This is a genomic window from Methylobacterium sp. NFXW15, assembly GCF_049887755.1.
GTDB lineage: Bacteria > Pseudomonadota > Alphaproteobacteria > Rhizobiales > Beijerinckiaceae > Methylobacterium.
In genome coordinates, this window is the sequence record NZ_JAGEKG010000007.1 from 93789 (window position 1) to 109783 (window position 15995).

The 15995-nt window shown below is 68.7% G+C and carries 15 protein-coding genes; 10 read left to right on the plus strand and 5 right to left on the minus strand.

The window, feature by feature from the left end:
• Positions 1-82 precede the first annotated feature (82 nt).
• Genes J4O73_RS16785 through J4O73_RS16800 form a run of 4 tightly spaced genes read left to right on the plus strand, consistent with a single transcriptional unit; the run spans position 83 to position 6594 of the window.
• Positions 83-1627 carry an acetolactate synthase large subunit gene (locus tag J4O73_RS16785; protein ID WP_426219400.1) on the plus strand — a complete coding sequence of 515 codons (1545 nt, stop codon included), beginning with the start codon at positions 83-85 and terminating at the stop codon, positions 1625-1627.
• Positions 1624-3957 carry a penicillin acylase family protein gene (locus J4O73_RS16790; RefSeq protein ID WP_426219125.1) on the plus strand — a complete coding sequence of 778 codons (2334 nt, stop codon included), beginning with the start codon at positions 1624-1626 and terminating at the stop codon, positions 3955-3957. Before J4O73_RS16785 ends, J4O73_RS16790 begins: the two co-directional genes overlap by 4 nt.
• 40 nt (positions 3958-3997) lie before the next feature.
• Positions 3998-5467 carry a M81 family metallopeptidase gene (locus J4O73_RS16795; protein ID WP_426219127.1) on the plus strand — a complete coding sequence of 490 codons (1470 nt, stop codon included), beginning with the start codon at positions 3998-4000 and terminating at the stop codon, positions 5465-5467.
• Positions 5467-6594, plus strand: coding sequence for a M20/M25/M40 family metallo-hydrolase (locus J4O73_RS16800; protein WP_426219128.1), 1128 nt, complete (start codon positions 5467-5469; stop codon positions 6592-6594). The genes J4O73_RS16795 and J4O73_RS16800 overlap by 1 nt, the downstream gene beginning before the upstream one ends.
• Here J4O73_RS16800 and J4O73_RS16805 read toward each other — a convergent pair.
• Positions 6591-7991 carry an amidase family protein gene (locus J4O73_RS16805; protein ID WP_426219129.1) on the minus strand — a complete coding sequence of 467 codons (1401 nt, stop codon included), beginning with the start codon at positions 7989-7991 and terminating at the stop codon, positions 6591-6593. The genes J4O73_RS16800 and J4O73_RS16805 overlap by 4 nt on opposite strands.
• A gap of 316 nt (positions 7992-8307) precedes the next feature.
• Here J4O73_RS16805 and J4O73_RS16810 point away from each other — a divergent pair, with 316 nt between their 5' ends.
• On the plus strand, positions 8308-8457 hold the full coding sequence (locus J4O73_RS16810; protein ID WP_426219131.1) for a hypothetical protein: 150 nt from the start codon (positions 8308-8310) through the stop codon (positions 8455-8457).
• Positions 8458-8467: 10 nt separating this feature from the next.
• On the opposite strand, the gene J4O73_RS16815 is transcribed toward J4O73_RS16810, so the two are convergent.
• Together J4O73_RS16815 and J4O73_RS16820 are read right to left on the minus strand one after the other, a co-directional pair.
• Positions 8468-9397, minus strand: coding sequence for a metallophosphoesterase family protein (locus J4O73_RS16815; protein ID WP_426219133.1), 930 nt, complete (start codon positions 9395-9397; stop codon positions 8468-8470).
• A 53-nt stretch (positions 9398-9450) separates the two neighbouring features.
• Complete coding sequence (locus J4O73_RS16820; RefSeq protein WP_426219135.1) at positions 9451-9987, minus strand: VIT family protein; 537 nt, start codon at positions 9985-9987, stop codon at positions 9451-9453.
• A 211-nt stretch (positions 9988-10198) separates the two neighbouring features.
• Here J4O73_RS16820 and J4O73_RS16825 point away from each other — a divergent pair, with 211 nt between their 5' ends.
• The 3 genes from J4O73_RS16825 to lpxK are packed head-to-tail and all read left to right on the plus strand — an operon-like array spanning position 10199 to position 13301.
• A complete protein-coding gene (locus J4O73_RS16825; RefSeq protein ID WP_426219137.1) occupies positions 10199-10990 on the plus strand; it encodes a lysophospholipid acyltransferase family protein in 792 nt (263 codons plus the stop codon).
• Positions 10987-12306 carry a 3-deoxy-D-manno-octulosonic acid transferase gene (locus tag J4O73_RS16830; RefSeq protein ID WP_426219139.1) on the plus strand — a complete coding sequence of 440 codons (1320 nt, stop codon included), beginning with the start codon at positions 10987-10989 and terminating at the stop codon, positions 12304-12306. Before J4O73_RS16825 ends, J4O73_RS16830 begins: the two co-directional genes overlap by 4 nt.
• Entirely contained in the window at positions 12306-13301 is a 996-nt protein-coding gene (gene lpxK / locus J4O73_RS16835; protein ID WP_426219141.1) for a tetraacyldisaccharide 4'-kinase, read from the plus strand. Before J4O73_RS16830 ends, lpxK begins: the two co-directional genes overlap by 1 nt.
• A 118-nt stretch (positions 13302-13419) precedes the next feature.
• Here the strand turns inward: lpxK and J4O73_RS16840 are convergent, their stop codons facing one another.
• Entirely contained in the window at positions 13420-13638 is a 219-nt protein-coding gene (locus J4O73_RS16840; RefSeq protein ID WP_378974502.1) for a DUF2093 domain-containing protein, read from the minus strand.
• 49 nt (positions 13639-13687) lie between these two features.
• Entirely contained in the window at positions 13688-14674 is a 987-nt protein-coding gene (locus tag J4O73_RS16845; protein WP_426219143.1) for a bifunctional riboflavin kinase/FAD synthetase, read from the minus strand.
• A 242-nt stretch (positions 14675-14916) separates the two neighbouring features.
• Here J4O73_RS16845 and J4O73_RS16850 point away from each other — a divergent pair, with 242 nt between their 5' ends.
• Positions 14917-15300, plus strand: a complete 384-nt coding sequence (locus J4O73_RS16850; protein ID WP_426219145.1) for a response regulator — start codon at positions 14917-14919, stop codon at positions 15298-15300.
• A gap of 100 nt (positions 15301-15400) precedes the next feature.
• Positions 15401-15937 (plus strand): protein phosphatase CheZ, encoded by a 537-nt coding sequence (locus J4O73_RS16855; RefSeq protein WP_426219147.1) that lies wholly within the window; start codon positions 15401-15403, stop codon positions 15935-15937.
• Positions 15938-15995: the final 58 nt, after the last annotated feature.

Consider the following 15995-nt stretch of genomic DNA (forward strand, 5'->3'; position numbering starts at 1 on the left):
CACCCGTGCCACGATGCGTCCGATCCGGCGTGCAGGGAGGAATGGCGTGGCTGAACCGACTTCGGAGGCGGCGGCTGCGCCGATGAACGGCGCCGAGAGTCTGGTGCGCACCCTGGTCGCGGGCGGGGTCGAGGTCTGTTTCACCAATCCCGGCACGTCCGAGATGCACTTCGTCGCCGCCCTCGACCGGGTCGAGGGCATGCGCTGCGTGCTGTGCCTGTTCGAGGGCGGCGCCACGGGCGCGGCGGACGGCTACGCCCGCATGGCGGACAAGCCCGCTTCGACGCTGCTCCATCTCGGCCCCGGCCTCGCGAACGGTCTCGCCAACCTGCACAATGCCCGGCGGGCGCGCTCGCCGCTCGTCAACATCGTGGGTGAGCACGCGACCTACCATCGCCAGTACGATGCCCCCCTCACCTCCGACATCGAAGGGCTGGCCAAGCCTATGTCGGCCTGGGTGCGCACCGGTCTCTCCTCGGCCGAGATCGGGCGCGATGGTGCGGATGCCATCGCTGCGGCCCGCACGGCGCCGGGCGGCGTCGCGACGCTGATCCTGCCCGCCAACACGGCCTGGGATCCCGGCACCGGCATCGCCCCCGTCCCCGCCATCCCCGAGCGCGTGAGGGCCGGGGACGACGCGATCACGGAGGCGGTGAAGGCGCTGTCCAGCGGCGAGCCGGTGCTTCTGCATCTCGGCGACAAGGCCGTGCGCAAGGAAGGCCGCCTGATCGCCGACCGTATCGCCCGTAAGACCGGTGCGAAGCTCCTCGCCATGACCTCGAACGCCCGGATCGACCGGGGCGTCGGCACGGTGCCGATCGAGCGCCTGCCCTATCCGATCGATCAGGCCATCGAGGCTCTGAAGGGCTTTCGCCATATCATCCTGATCGGCGCGACCCAGCCCGTCGGGTTCTTCGCCTATCCGGGCAAGCCGAGCCTGCTGGCGCCGGAAGGGTGCCGCACCATCACTCTTGCGACGCCCGAGCAGGACCAGATCGACGCCCTGGAACGGCTGGCCGAGGCGGTGAATGCGCCGGAAGCTGCCCTGCCCGACCTCGGAGCCCGGCCGGATATCCCGACTTCGAACAAGCTTGATCAGGATGCCATCGGCGCGGTGATCGGTGCCCTGATCCCGGAAGGCGCCGTGATCTGCGACGAATCCCTCACCACCGGCCGCAACTATTTCGGGCTCACCAAAGCCAGCGCCCCGCATTCCTGGCTCCAGCTCAGCGGCGGATCCATCGGCGTTGGGATCCCGATGGCGACGGGTGCCGCCGTCGCGTCGCCCGGCCGGAAGGTGATCAACCTCCAGGCCGATGGCAGCGGCCTCTACACGGTTCAGGCGCTCTGGACGCAGGCGCGCGAACGCCTCGACGTGGTGACGGTGGTCTGGTCGAACCGCGCTTACGCGATCCTCAGGGGCGAGCTCGCCAATGTCGGTGCGCACAATCCCGGCCCGAAGGCCATCGGGATGCTGAGCCTCGACGATCCGGCGATCGATTGGGTGTCCCTGGCGCAGGGCTTCGGCGTCGATGGACGCCGCGTCGAGACCCTGCCCGCCTTCATCGACGCCTTGAAGCACGGGATCGCCGAGAAGGGCCCGTACCTGATCGAGGTCGTCCTGTGAGCGAGACCTACGCGCTGCCCGGCTTGTCCGCTCCTGCGGAGATCCGGATCGATGCGACCGGCCTTGCCCATATCCGCGCGGGCAGCCCCCTCGATGCCTTCCGCGTCCAGGGCTTCAACGCCGCCCGCGACCGGTTGTGGCAGCTCGACCTGTGGCGCAAGCGTGGGCTCGGGCTTTTGGCGGCGGATTTCGGGCCTGGCTTCATCGCCCAGGACAGGGCCGCGCGGCTGTTCCTCTACCGGGGCGATATGACTGCCGAATGGGCTGCCTACGGTCCGCAGGACACGAAAGGTATTGTCTCCGCCTTCGTCGGTGGGTTGAACGCTTTCATCGCCCTCACCGAGAGGCGGCCGGAGCTGCTTCCGCCGGAATTCGCGAAGATGGGAACAAAGCCCAAGCCCTGGGCGCCGGAGGATGTCGTGCGTATCCGCAGCCATGGGTTGGTGCGGAACCTGCCTTCAGAAGTGGCACGGGCGAAAATTTTCGCGGGCGGGGGAGACCATGCCCTGGACGACCTGCGCAAGCGACTGAGCCCGCCCCACGATCCTGTCGTGCCGGAAGAACTGGACGCGTCGGATTGGCCCGACGATCTCCTCGACCTGTTTCGCCTTGCCACTGCGCAGGTCCACCTCACGCCCGAGCGGCTCGCCGCGACGCGCGAAGAGGCCTGGGCCTGGTCGAAGGTCGATGCGCATGGCCATGTCGGGCGGCAGCAGAGCGCACCGCGGCCGGAGCCGAGCGAGGGGTCCAACAACTGGGTCGTGGGGCCCAGCCGAACGGCGACGGGGCGGCCGATCCTGGCGAGCGACCCGCACCGGATCTACCTGAACCCGTCGCTGCGATACGCCGTGCACCTCACGGCGCCGGGGCTCGACGTGATCGGCGCGGGCGAGCCCGCCCTCCCCGGCATCTCCATCGGCCATAACGGACACGCCGCCTTCAGCCTGACCATCGCGCCGATGGATCAGGAAGATCTGTTCGTCTGCGAGAAGCATCCGGACGATCCCGATCTCGTCCGCCATGGCGACGGTTTCGAGTCCATCCGCCGCGTGCGCGAGGCGATCTCCGTGCGGGGCGGCCCGGACGAGCCGATCACTCTCGCCTTCACCCGCCAGGGCCCGGTGATCGCGGAGGATGAGGGGCGCGCCTTCGCCCTGGCGACGGTCTGGTCCTCACCCGGTGCCGCGGCCTATCTCGGCAGCCTCGCCTATCTCGACGCCACCTCGCCCGAGGCGTTCGGGCAGGCGCTGCGGTACTGGTCGGCCCCCTCGGTGAACCAGCTCTATGCCGACCGAAATGGACGGATCGCGTGGTTCATGGCGGGCAAGGCCCCGCGCCGGCCGGCCCATGACGGGCTGCTGCCCGTTCCGGGGGACGGGCGGTTCGATTGGGCGGGTTTCCTCGACGCGGAGGAGTTGCCCCGCGCCATCGATCCGCCAGAGGGCTGGCTCGCCACCGCCAACGAGATGAACCTGCCGCCCGGCTATCCGGCCGAGACTCGCAAGGTCGGTTTCGAATGGCACGAGCCGTGGCGCGCCCGGCGGATCCAAACGGTTCTGGGTCGACAGACGAGCCATCGCCTGACGGATTCGCAGGCCTTGCAGGCCGATGTCTTCTCGGAACCCGCACGACGTGTGGCCCGGCTCGCCTGCGCCGTTTCGAAAGGCGATGGCGACATCTCGGCCATGCAGGATCTGCTGCGGGATTTCGATGGCGAACTCGCCGCCGACAGCGCCGCCGCCGCCTTCGTCGAGGTGCTGTGGGTGCGCCATCTCCGCCCCGCCGCGATCAAGACTCTCGTGCCCGACGCGACGCTGCGCGCGCTGATCCCACCGGGTGACACCCAGAGCCTCATCGAGCGGCTGGAGGCCGATGCCTCGATCCGGGACGCGATCCTGCCGCCGTCGCTGGCGGCCGCCTGGGCCACCTGCCGAACGCTGATGGGCGACGATCCCACCACCTGGGCCTGGGGGACCCTCCATCGGGCGCTCTTCGCCCATCCCCTCGCGGCTTGCGGCGCGGAGGAGTGGAACGTCGGTCCCTTCCCGCTTGGCGGCGCCGGGGCCAGCGTGATGCATGCGGAGTATCGCACCGACACGTTCCGCATCACCAACGGCGCCTCGTTCCGCATGGTGGTCGATGTCGGGGATTGGGACCGTTCGGTCTACGTCAACGTGCCCGGCCAATCCGGCAACCCGCTCAGCCCGCATTACCGCGACCTCGCGGAGGTCTGGGCGAGGCAGGGCCATGCGCCGATGCCCTATTCGCCCGAGGCGGTGGCGGCGGCCACCGTCGTCACGATCCGCCTCGAGCCCGAAAACGGCGCGTGACTTGCTCGCCCCGAGGCACCGCAGCCCCGAAGGATGCCCCTTGAAGATTTTCATCGCCGGCCTTGCCACCGAGACCAACACCTTCGCCCCGCTGCCCACGGGCCGTGCGGCCTTCCTGGCCGACTACTCCCGTCGTGAGGGCACGACCGCCCCGCCCGCGCTGAGCAATATCGGCCTCAAGGCCTGGCGAGAGATGGGTGAGGGGGACGGCCATGAGGTGATCGAGAGCCTCTCGACCTTCGCGCAACCCGGCGGGATCACCCTGCGTGCAGTCTACGAGGAGTTGCGCGACACGCTGCTCGACGATCTGCGCGCGGCGATGCCGGTCGATGCCGTGCTGCTGTTCATGCACGGAGCGATGGTCGCCGAGGGCTACGACGATTGCGAGGGCGACACCCTCGAAAAGGTCCGCGAAGTGGTCGGGCCGGACGTGACGATCGGTGCCGAGATCGATCTTCACTGCCACCTCACCGAGACGATGCGGCGCTCCTCGGACGTGATGGTGATCTACAAGGAGTACCCGCATACGGACATCGTGGACCGCGCCCGCGATCTCTACCCGCTGGTGATCGCGACAGCGGAGAAGCGCATCCGCCCGGTCATGGCCTATGCCGATTGCCGGATGGTGAGCATGTGGAAGACGACCCGTGAGCCGATCGCGGGCTTCGTGCGCAAGATGCTCTCGCTGGAGGGCAAGGACGGAATCCTGTCCGTCTCCTTCGGCCACGGCTTTCCCTATGCCGACGTGGCCGATGTCGGCGCGAAAATGCTCGTGGTCGCCGATGGCGATGCGGCCAAGGCGCAGGCCCTGGCAGATGACCTCGCGGCGGACATCTGGGCGATGCGCGAGAGCACCGCGACGCAGTTCGACACGATCGACGCCGCGATCGATGCGGCGCTCGCCTCGGACGATCCCCGTCCGATGGTTCTAGCCGACACCGCCGACAATGCCGGGGCGGGCGCGCCTTCCGACAACACGGCGATCCTCGCCCGGCTCGTCGCCCGCCGTGTGAAGGGCGCGGCGCTCGGGATGATCTGGGACCCCGGCGCGGTCGGGATCTGCCACGAGGCGGGGCTCGGCGCGACCTTCGATCTGCGCATCGGCGGCAAATGCGGCGTCACCTCCGGCGATCCGGTCGATCTGCGCGTGACCGTGCGGGGGCTCTCCGACGATCACAGCCAGGGCGGGCTCAGCGGTGGGCGCGCGCATCTCGGCCCAGCAGCCTGGGTCGAGGCGGACGGCATCCATATCGTGCTGACGCACAAGCGCCAGCAGCCTTTCGCGCCCGATGCCTTCACCGGCCTCGGCCTCAGCCTGGATGACAAGCGCATCGTGGTGGTGAAGTCGATGCAGCATTTCTATGCGGGCTTCGTCCCCATCGCCTCGGAGGTCCGCTACGTCGCGGCGCCGGGGGCGGTGCCGCCGGATTACGGCGCGCTGCCCTTCACGAAGCGCGATCCGAACTATTGGCCCCGCGTGGCCGATCCCTTCGCCGAGAGCGCCCGCTGATGCGCAACCTGTCCTTCTCCACCGATGCCCTGCTCGCCACGTTGCGCGAATGGGTCGAATGCGAGAGCCCGACCTACGACCGGTCGGCGGTGAACCGCATGATGGCGCTCGCGGCCCGTGACCTCGCGCTACTCGGCGCGCAGGTCGAGACGATTCCCGGCCGGATGGGGCTCGGCGATTGCGTGCGCGCGCGCCTGCCCCATCCGCGGCGGGACGAGCCCGGCATCCTCATCCTCGGCCATCTCGATACGGTCCATCCGGTCGGCACGCTGGCGCAGCTTCCCTGGCGGATCGACGGCAACCGGGCCTACGGACCGGGCATCCTCGATATGAAGGGCGGCAACGTCATCGCGGTGGCCGCGATCCGCGCCCTGATCGAGGCCGGTCAGCGCACACCCCTGCCGGTGACGGTGCTGTTCACCAGCGACGAGGAGATCGGCAGCCCGTCCACCCGCGATCTCATCGAGGCCGAGGCGTCCCGGCATGCCTTCGTGCTCGTGCCCGAGCCCGGTCAGCCGGGCGACGGAGTGGTGACGGGCCGCTACGCCATCGCCCGGTTCGACCTGGAAGCCGTCGGCCGACCGAGCCATGCGGGAACGTCGCCCGGCGAGGGGCGCTCGGCCATCCGCGCCATGGCGCGCAAGGTTCTCGTCATCGATGCCCTGTCGGATGCCGATTGCACGGTCTCGACCGGCATCGTGTCCGGCGGCCAATGGGTGAATTGCGTGCCGACCGTCTGCAGGGGGCAGGCCCTCAGCATGGCCAAGCGCCAAGCCGACCTCGACCGGGTGGTCGAGCAGATGCTCGCCCTATCCGGAGAGGAGGAGGGCGTGCGGTTCACCGTGAGGCGCGGCGTCACGCGCCCGGTCTGGGAGCCCGATGCGGGCACGCTCGCTCTCTATGCCGTGGCACGAGACCTCGCGGCCGAACGGGGCGTGGCGCTGTCCCATTGCAGCGCGGGCGGCGGCTCGGATGGCAACTTCACCGGGGCCAGGGGCATCCCGACCCTCGATGGCCTCGGTGTGCTGGGCGCTGGCTTCCACACGCTCGATGAGCATGTGCTCATCGACTCCCTGCCCCGCCGGGCGTCCCTCTTCGCCGGATTGCTGATGCGGTTGGAAGCTTAAGCCGCGCCTGCCGGATCGACCGGCATGGGCGGAACGCCGCCCGCCTCGATCGCTTCGCCTGCCGCGAGGCACAGATCCTCCCGGAAGCGCCCGGCGACGATCTGGACGCCGACCGGCGTTCGGCCGACGAGACCGGTCGTGACCGTGAGGGCGGGCATGCCGAGCGGTGCCAGGGCAACCTGGAGAAGCTGAGCCTCGAACACACGGGCGATGCCTTCCGGCGTGCGGTCGAGCCCGTCCGGGAACGGCAATTCGCCCGAGACCGGCACGAGCAGCACCGGGTTCTCCGCGAGGAAGACCGACCATTGCCGCACGAGCGTCGCGCGCCGGGTCAGCGCCTGGGCGATGGCGTCGGGCGCCAGGGCCTCGGCCCGGCTGCGGAAGGCCTCGAGAATCCCGATCGCCGCCGGATCACCCTCACGCTCCGCCGCCGCGCGGACCGTGGTGAACCCGTCCCCGAGCCAGAGGGTGAGCTGGATCTCGTTCGCCTCGCGCAGGGACGGCGTGTCGGCGATCTCATCGACGTGCCATCCGGCTGCCTCGAGACGGCGGGCGGCGTCGCGCAAGGCGGACTCAACCTCGGGGGCGATGGCCATTCCGCCCGGCCGCAGACACAAAGCCGCCCGGCGCGGCACGGACGGGCCTTCGAGGGGCGCGGGCACCCACCACGGGTCACGTGGGTCCGGGGCCGCCATCGCGGTGAGCCCGAGGCGGATATCGGCGATGCTGCGGGCAAGCGGGCCCGACACCGCCATCAGCTGGGGCCCGATTCCCCTTTCGGGCGACGAGGCGTTCCAGGCCGGGATGCGCCCGAAGCTCGGGCGCAGGCCGTGGACGCCGCAGGCATAGGCCGGATAGCGCACCGATCCCGCGATATCGGTGCCGTGGGCGATGGCGCCGATGCCCACCGCCACGGCGGCGCCCGCACCACCGGACGAGCCCCCCGGCGTCAAGGCGGGATCGCGCGGGTTCCTCGTCTCGCCGTGCAGTCCGTTGGTGGTGAACCACCGGAGAGAAAAGGCCGGGGTATTGGTGCGCCCGAGGAGGACGGCCCCTGCCCGGCGAAGATTCGCGACGACCGGGCTGTCGCCCTTCGCGATGAGATCCTTCTGGAGGCGGAGGCCGTTCGTGGTGGCAAAGCCCGACTGGTCGGCGTTGACCTTGGTCGTCACCGGCACGCCCGCCAGCGGACCAGGATCATCACCGCGCGCCAGGGCGGCATCGACTGCTTCGGCCTCTGCCAGGACATCCTCCGGACGGTGGTCCACGACGGCATTGATCGCGCTGTTGACCGACGAGAGCCGGTCGAGGGCGTCGGATGCCGCCTCGCGGGCGGAGACGTCCCGCGCCCGGATGCGGGCTGCCAATTCCGTCGCGGAGAGGCGCCAGAGCTGCATCGATCGACCTCAAGACTTTAGGGTGGACTTGATTCGCGGGGTATTGATCCGGCTAAGACCGTATCAAGCGGCTAAATTCAGAATACAGGACGCCTGCCGATAATTTGGGCAAAGGCGGGATTGCACGTTCCGTCAACGATTTCCCGCATTGCACATCTCGCGCCATCGGTACTTCACCACAGGTCGGCCTTGCGTCCAAGCCGCGCTTGCCTAACCTCGCGACCGTGATGTGCATCTGACCCGAGAGCCGGCCCAGAAGGGGTTCGGCGCCTCAAGAACCCCTGCAAGAGCTTTCTCCAGCAAGAGGCAGGTTTCCATGTCTGAAGCCATTCGCGTCAAGCCGACTCACGACGGCACCTACACGGTCTATCGCGGCACCCTCGCCCTCGTCAGCGGCCTGACCCGCACCGAGGCGGAACGCTATGAAGCGAGGCTCAGCCGCAGGCAGGAGCTTCTGGTCGTCTGATTGTCCCGGCTCAGGCCGACAAGGCCGGGCTCGTTACCAGATCGAGGGGACCGAGATCGGCCATGGTTCCGGCGGCGTCGAGGCCGCGCCGCCGGGCCGCGATGGCAAAGCCCTCGCCCGCCCGCTCGATCTCATAGAGCACATAGCCCGCCCGGCGGGCCGGAAGGGCGCCATGCCCGTCTGGCAGCGCCGACGCGGAGGGCACCCCCACCACCGGGACCGGCCGTCCGCCCGGCCCGGCGATGTGGGCGAGGCTCGAAACGTGGTTGTGGCCGTGTAGGATCAGGTCCGCCCCCACCCGGCCGATCATCGCGGCGAAAGCCGCCGAATCCTTCAGCTCCCGCCCCGCCGATGCGCCTCCGGGATGGGGCGGATGGTGAATCATCACCACGCGGCAGGACCTCCCCGGTTCGGTCGCAAGCGCGCGCAACAGGGTTTCCGCCGCCGCGAGTTGCGGCGGGCCGAGGCGTCCACTCGCCACGAACGGCTTGGTCGGAATCGCGCTCGACAGGCCGATCAACGCCACCGGCCCCCGCCTCCGGAGGTAGGGGAAGTGGCCGCGCGTCCCTGAATCGTCCGATGTGAAGGCGCCGCAGGCTTCGAGCAGGCCCTCAAGGGAGCCGCGCACATAGGCGTCGTGGTTGCCCGGCACGAGGCTCACTGCGTCCGGCGACCCGAGGGCCTGCATGAATGACAGGGCCGTCGCCCATTCGCTCGGCAGGCCGATATTGCAGAGGTCGCCCGTGCAGGCGATGTGAGCCGCGCCCTGCGCCCGCAAATCCGTGACGAGGAGCGACAGGGTCGCCATGTCGTGGCTGCGCGAGCGGCCCCGGCGCCAATTGGCGTAGCCGGTCGCCCGCTTGCCGAAGAGCTGGCTGAAGCGAGGGCGGCCGAGCGGGCCGACATGCGGGTCGCTGAGATGCGCGAGGCGGAAGGTCAAACGAGGGGGCGCTCCGGACGTCGCCCCCGGCATCGCGGCGGCACGCGCCCGCGTCAAGCGCTGCCGATCAGGATCCCCGTCACGAGGACGAGCACACCGCCGAGCATGACCTGAAGGGCTGCCCGCCAGAACGGCGTCGCCATGTAGCGGGTGCGGATGCCCGCGATCACCGCAAGTTCGATCACCACCACCGCCACGGCGAGCGTCGTCGCCAGCCAGAATGCGTTCGGCCAACCGGGAGGCAGGGTGTCGGGGATCGCATAGGGCAAAGTGTGGCCGAGCCCGCCCACCGTCGTCATCACCCCGCAGACGATACCGCGAACCAGCGGGCTGCCCCGGCCCGTCACGCTGCCGTCGTCGGACAGAGCTTCCGTGAAGCCCATGCTGATGCCGGCGCCGACCGAGGCGGCGAGCCCGACGAGGAAGGTCGACCAATTGTGTCCGGTGGCGAAGGCGGCCGCGAAGATCGGCGCCAGAGTCGAGACCGAGCCGTCGATCAGCCCTGCGAGGCCGGGCTGGACGTAGCGCAGGACGAGGTCGCGCCGCGCTTCCGCAAGGGCTGTCGCCGCATCGTCGATCACCATGGACATGCCCACACCCTCCTGATGGATCTATCTGGAATGGTTCCAATCTACAGTTTGGAACCGATATAAACAAGCGTCTGACACACCTTTGTGAGTCTGATCGTCGCCCTGTGCGCTATGAACCTTGAGGGCTCCGTGGCGCCGATTGTCTGATCGTGGCGGCTTGAACCGGGCTGCCTGACGGGGCTATTCCGCCGGGCCTGACACGCGGGCCGTGATGAGTTTCTTCAAGCGTCTTCTTCGACAGCCGCTCGTGAAGCAGGCGCTCGGGCGCCTTGCCGCCGGCTACCTGCGCCTGCTGCGCGCGACGAATCGCTTTACCTTCGAGGTCGGCTCCGGCGTCGCCGGACCTCCCTCTGCCGCCGACCCGTGGCTCGATGCGCGTTTGCCCGCGATCTTCGGCATGTGGCACGGCCAGCACATCCAGATGTCGCTGATGATGCGGCCGACCGACCGGGTCGCCACGATCATCTCCCGCAACCCGGATGGGGACATCAACACCATCGCCCTCGAACGCCTCGGCGTGCGGGTGATGCGCGCCTCCGGCGCCCGGGGTCGCCGCCGTTCCGCCGATACCCGGTCCAAGGGTGGGGCCGAGGGTCTGCGAGGCATGCTGAAGGCGCTGAAGGCCGGAGAATCGGTGGCTTTCAGCGCCGACGTCCCCAAGATCACGCGGCGCTGCGATGCGGGCATCCTCACCCTTGCGCGCTTCGCGGGACGGCCGATCGTCCCAACGGCCGTGGTGACGAGCCGCCACATCCGGTTCGGCTCATGGGACAAGGCGTGTCTGTCCTTGCCCTTCGGCAAGGGAGCTGTCGTGCTGGGTGAGCCGGTCTTCGTGCCGCGCGAATGCGAGGGCGAGGAGTTCGAGCGCGTGCGGCGCCATCTAGAGGCGGAGATGGACCGGGTCCATATTCGCGCCTACGCCCTGGTCGGGCGTCATGACCGCGCCGCTTATTACGATGCTCCCGTAGCCCCTGTGGGTGCCCTGTCGGAGGGTGTGGCGTGAGACGCCCCGCTCTGACATTGCCCCTGCGGCTGTACCGGACCGGCCTGCGGATCGGCGAGCCTGCCGTGGCCGGGCTCCTGGCGTGGCGCGCCCGGCGCGGCAAAGAGGACCCGCGCCGCCTCGGCGAGCGCCGGGGTCTGCCTGGGCGCGCCCGTCCGGTCGGCCCGCTGATCTGGATGCATGGGGCGAGCGTCGGCGAGGTGCTGTCCCTCGTTGCCCTGGTGGAGGGCATGATCGCACGGCGCTATTCGGTGCTGGTCACCACCGGCACGCGTACCGCCGCCGATCTCATCGGCTCCCGCCTGCCGCCCGGCGCCGTGCACCAATACGTGCCCCTCGATGCGCCGCGCTGGATCGAACGATTCCTCGAACATTGGCAGCCCGACATCGCCGTGGTGGCGGAGTCGGAGATTTGGCCCAACACGATCGTCGCCCTCGATGAGCGGGACATCCCGTTGATCCTCGTGAACGGGCGCATGTCCGAACGGTCGTTCCGCGGCTGGGAGCGGTCGAAACGCACCGCCGCCGCGTTGCTTTCGCGCATCGCAATCTGCCTCGCGCAAACGGAGGATGACGGCGCCCGTTTCGCCATGCTCGGAGCACCCCGCGTCTCGGTGACGGGAAACCTGAAGTTCGACGCACCGATCCCGCCCGCCGATCCGCAGCAGCTCAACCATCTTCGACCGATGATGGCCGGGCGCCCCGTCTGGCTTGCGGCCAGCACGCACGAGGGTGAAGAGGCCGCCATCGCCTACGCCCATGCCGAGTTGAGAACGCGCTTCCCCACTCTGCTCACGGTGCTCGCGCCCCGCCATCCGGGCCGGGGCGCAGAGGCGGCCGCCTGCGCTGCGGCAGCGGGATTGCGCACAGCCCGTCGCTCGGCGGGAGGCCGCCCGCATCCGAGCGTCGATCTGTACGTGGCGGACACGATCGGCGAACTCGGCCTGTTCTACCGGCTGAGCCCCCTCGTCTTCGTCGGCGGCTCGCTCGTGCCGCGTGGTGGCCAGAACCCGATCGAGCCCGTCCGCCTGGAAGCGGCCGTGCTGCATGGTCCCCACACGAGCAATTTCGCACAGGTCTACGAAGCCCTGGACCGGGCCGGGGGGGCGGCGCTCGTCGCCAACGGGGCCGAGCTTGCCGACAATGTGGGACGGCTCCTCGAAGACCGGTCCCGCCTCTCTGCGATGGCCGAGGCGGGGCAGGCGGCGCTCAAGCCTTTCGAGGGCGCCGTCGCACGCACCTTGTCGGTGCTCGATCCCTTCGTGGCGCAGATGAAGTTGCAAGGCCTGCACGCGGCCGGACGTTCGCGGGCCTGATGCGAGAGCCCGGCTTCTGGCAGGCCGGGCACGGCCATCCCGCGGCGCGGCTGCTGGCCCCGCTTGCCGCGCTCTACGGCGCCGCAGGGGCGCGGCGCATGGACCGGCCTGGCGCCGAAGGTCCTTGCCCTGTGATCTGTCTCGGCAACTTCACTCTCGGCGGTGCGGGCAAGACGCCCGCCGCCCTGGCCGTCGCCGCGATGATGCGAGACCTCGGCGCCGCGCCCGTTTTCCTCAGCCGGGGCTATGGCGGACGTCTCGCCGGTCCGGTTCAGGTTTCCGCGATCCACGGGGCGGCCGACGTTGGGGACGAGCCGCTCCTCCTCGCCCGCGCGGCCCCCGCCGTCATCGCCCGCGACCGCCCGGCCGGGGCGGCGCTGTGCCGAAGCCTCGGCGCCACGGCCATTGTAATGGATGACGGGTTGCAGAACCCAAGCCTTGCCAAAACCCTCGCCTTCGCCGTGGTCGATGCCGCCACGGGTGTCAGCAATGGACGGGTCTTTCCCGCCGGGCCCCTCCGCGTGCCCTTGCGCCGACAATGGCCCCATATCGGCGGGGTGATCCTGGTCGGCGAGGGCGCTGCGGGCGAAGCGGTCGCGTCGGAAGCGATGGCGAGGGGTTGTCCCGTTCACCGGGCACGGCTCGTCCCGGACGCAGCCGACCTTTCCTCGGGACCCTGGCTCGCCTTCGCCGGAATCGGACGGCCCGAGAAGTTCTTCTCGACATTGCGCGAGGCGGGCGCCGTTCTGGCCGGCACCCGGTCCTTCCCAGACCATCACCCCTATCGCGATGCCGAACTCACGGCGCTGGCAGACGAGGCGCACAGGCTCGGTGCCCGGATCATCACGACGGAGAAGGACGCCGTCCGCCTGCCGAGCCACTTCGCCGCGCGGGTCGAGGTCCTGAAGGTCGTCCTTCGATTCGAGGACGCCGATTCGGTTCGCCGACAGCTGACCGCGATCATGGAGCGAGCGACGTCAGGGACTTATCCGTGAATCTGCGCCCTCAATCTGAAGATGAGCGCTTGTGCATGCTCACAATCAGAAAAAGCCGCTAAGCCATTCCGGAACAACGCCATTATAAGGGCGATGACGGTGGTCGAACTCGCCCGGCTTACGGTCGCCCGTGAGCCTTGAGGCGGGTCATGAGGGCTTCCGGCGTGGCATAGGCTTCCTGCCGGGCGACGCTCCAATAGCGGAGGTTGTCGAGGTGAATGGCATCGCCCGTTACCGCGCACCGCACGAAGCTGCCGGGCTTCACCACGCGCATGGTGCCGTCGCCATAGGAGACGACCGCCTCACCCGAATTCCCACGATCCAACCGGCCCAGCACATCCGCCTCCGCGATGATGATTCCGCCCTTCTATACCGGGCCGACCGTCTCAGGCGAGCATGGACGGCACGGCGTCGGTTGCAAGCAGGCGTTTCGCCTCCGCCGCATCGAGATGCATCCGCGCGATCAGATCCTCAGCGCTGGCGAAACGCTCCTCACCCCGGATGAAGCCCAGGAACTCGACGCCGAGTTCCTGGCCGTAGAGATCGCCCGAGAAATCGAACAGATTCACTTCGAGCAGGGGCGCGCCGTCATCGAAGGTCGGGCGGCGGCCATAACTGGCTACGCCATCCTTGATCGCGCCATCGGGCAGCCGGATCCGCACCGCGTAGATTCCATGCGCCAAGGCGCAATCGGCGAGCATGAGGTTCGCGGTCGGATAACCGAGCGTTCGCCCACGCTTGTCGCCGTGGCGGACAGTGGCGGTCACGAACCAGCGGTAGCCGAGGAGCGCGTTCGCCCGCGCCACGTCGCCTTCCGACAACGCCATGCGGATCTTGCTCGAGGACACTTGCTCTTCCTCCCCCGTCAGGGCCACCGGCTCCACGAGGCGGCAACTCAAACCCGCCTCGCGGCAAAGGTCTCGCAGGAGGGACGGCGTACCCTCGCGCGCGCGGCCGAAATGGAAGTCGTGCCCGACGACGACGCCCGACAGGCCGAGTCCATCGCGCAGAAAATCGATCACGAAGGCGTGAGCGCTTGTTCCGGCGAGGTCGGCATCGAAGCGCCGGACGATCAGCCCATCCAGACCGCATCTAGCGAACACGATCTGTTTCGCGTGTTCGCCACTCAGCTGAAACATCGGCGCGTCGGGTCGGAAGAAGGCACGCGGATGCGGGTCGAAGGTCAGCGCCACGGCAGGATGACCGCCCGCCCTCGCTTCCTCGCGTACGGCGGCCGCCAATGCCCTGTGACCGCGATGGACGCCATCGAAATTGCCGATGGCCGCCACGGCCCCGCGCAGGGCGTCCGGCAGGGGCTCGTCCGCGCGGCAGATGAGAAAGGGCCGCACGGTCGTGTCGTCGCCTGAGGCCATTTTTGCTGACGTCGAAACTCTCGGAAGCGTCGGTGGCGGATGCCGCCACCCGGCCCCAACGCGGCCGGACCCTGCCGAAACCGGCGTGGCCGGTCAAGCGACGTGTCCTTGTCCACTTTAACGCCTTTGCAAGATGGTCAGCGCTAAGGTCTCGACAGGTTCCGTTGGATGATCCCAACGGGCAGATCAATCCTTGAGGTCCGGGATTTCAATCTCCCGGATGACTTCGGAGCATTTGGTTCATGGCTCTCGATCTGAGCATGCCGATCCTCGTCGTCGACGATTACCAGACGATGGTCCGCATTATCCGCAACCTGCTCAAGCAGCTCGGCTTCGAAGAGGTCGATGACGCTTCCGACGGGACGGCCGCCCTCGCCCGGATGAAGGGCCGCAAGTACGGCCTTGTGATCTCCGACTGGAACATGGAGCCCATGACGGGCTACGAACTCCTGCGCCACGTTCGCGCGGACGAGAACCTGCGGACCACGCCGTTCATCATGGTCACCGCCGAGTCGAAGACCGAGAACGTCATCGCCGCCAAGAAGGCGGGCGTGAACAACTACATCGTCAAGCCGTTCAACGCCGCGACGCTGAAGTCCAAGATCGAAGCCGTCTGCGGAAGCTGACGGGTCCATCGGGGCGCGACGGCACCAATGCCGCGTGCCCCTACGCAGCAAGGGGGGCGGGCGAGGCCTGCAAGGCCATCCGGCATCGAGGGTTGATCAGATGTCCGACGCGCAGCGGAGACGTTCCGCAGACATTCGTGAATTCGAGTCGGCGACGGTAGTTTCCGAGCTCATACAGATTGCCGAGTACATCACGCATATGCGTGACGAGATCTCGGCGTTGCGCGCCAACGAGATGACCCGCGACCGCATCCCCATGGCGCATGAGGAGCTCGGCAGCGTCCTCAATGCCACGGCCGGTGCGACCAACCGGATCATGAATGCCGCAGAATCGATTCTGAGCCTTCCCGACGGTCCAGAATACCGGTCTGCCATGGAAGAGCATATCGGCACGATCTTCGAGGCCTGCGCCTTCCAGGACATCACCGGGCAGCGCATCTCCAAGGTCGTGAGCGCCCTTCAGAGCTTCGAGCAGCGCCTCGACCGGTTCATCGGTGCCGTCCGGGCCCGCGATTCCGCCATCTCGGACCCAACCGAGCGCGCCCGTCGCGAGCGTGCCTCCGAGCTGATGCTCAACGGTCCGCAGGCGGTCGAAAGCGCGCCCAGCCAGGACGACATCGACGCCCTGTTCGCCTGATCCTGTCGACTCCGGTACGAGCGGACGGCTAAACCGTCTCCTCTCCGGCAGCGGAAGG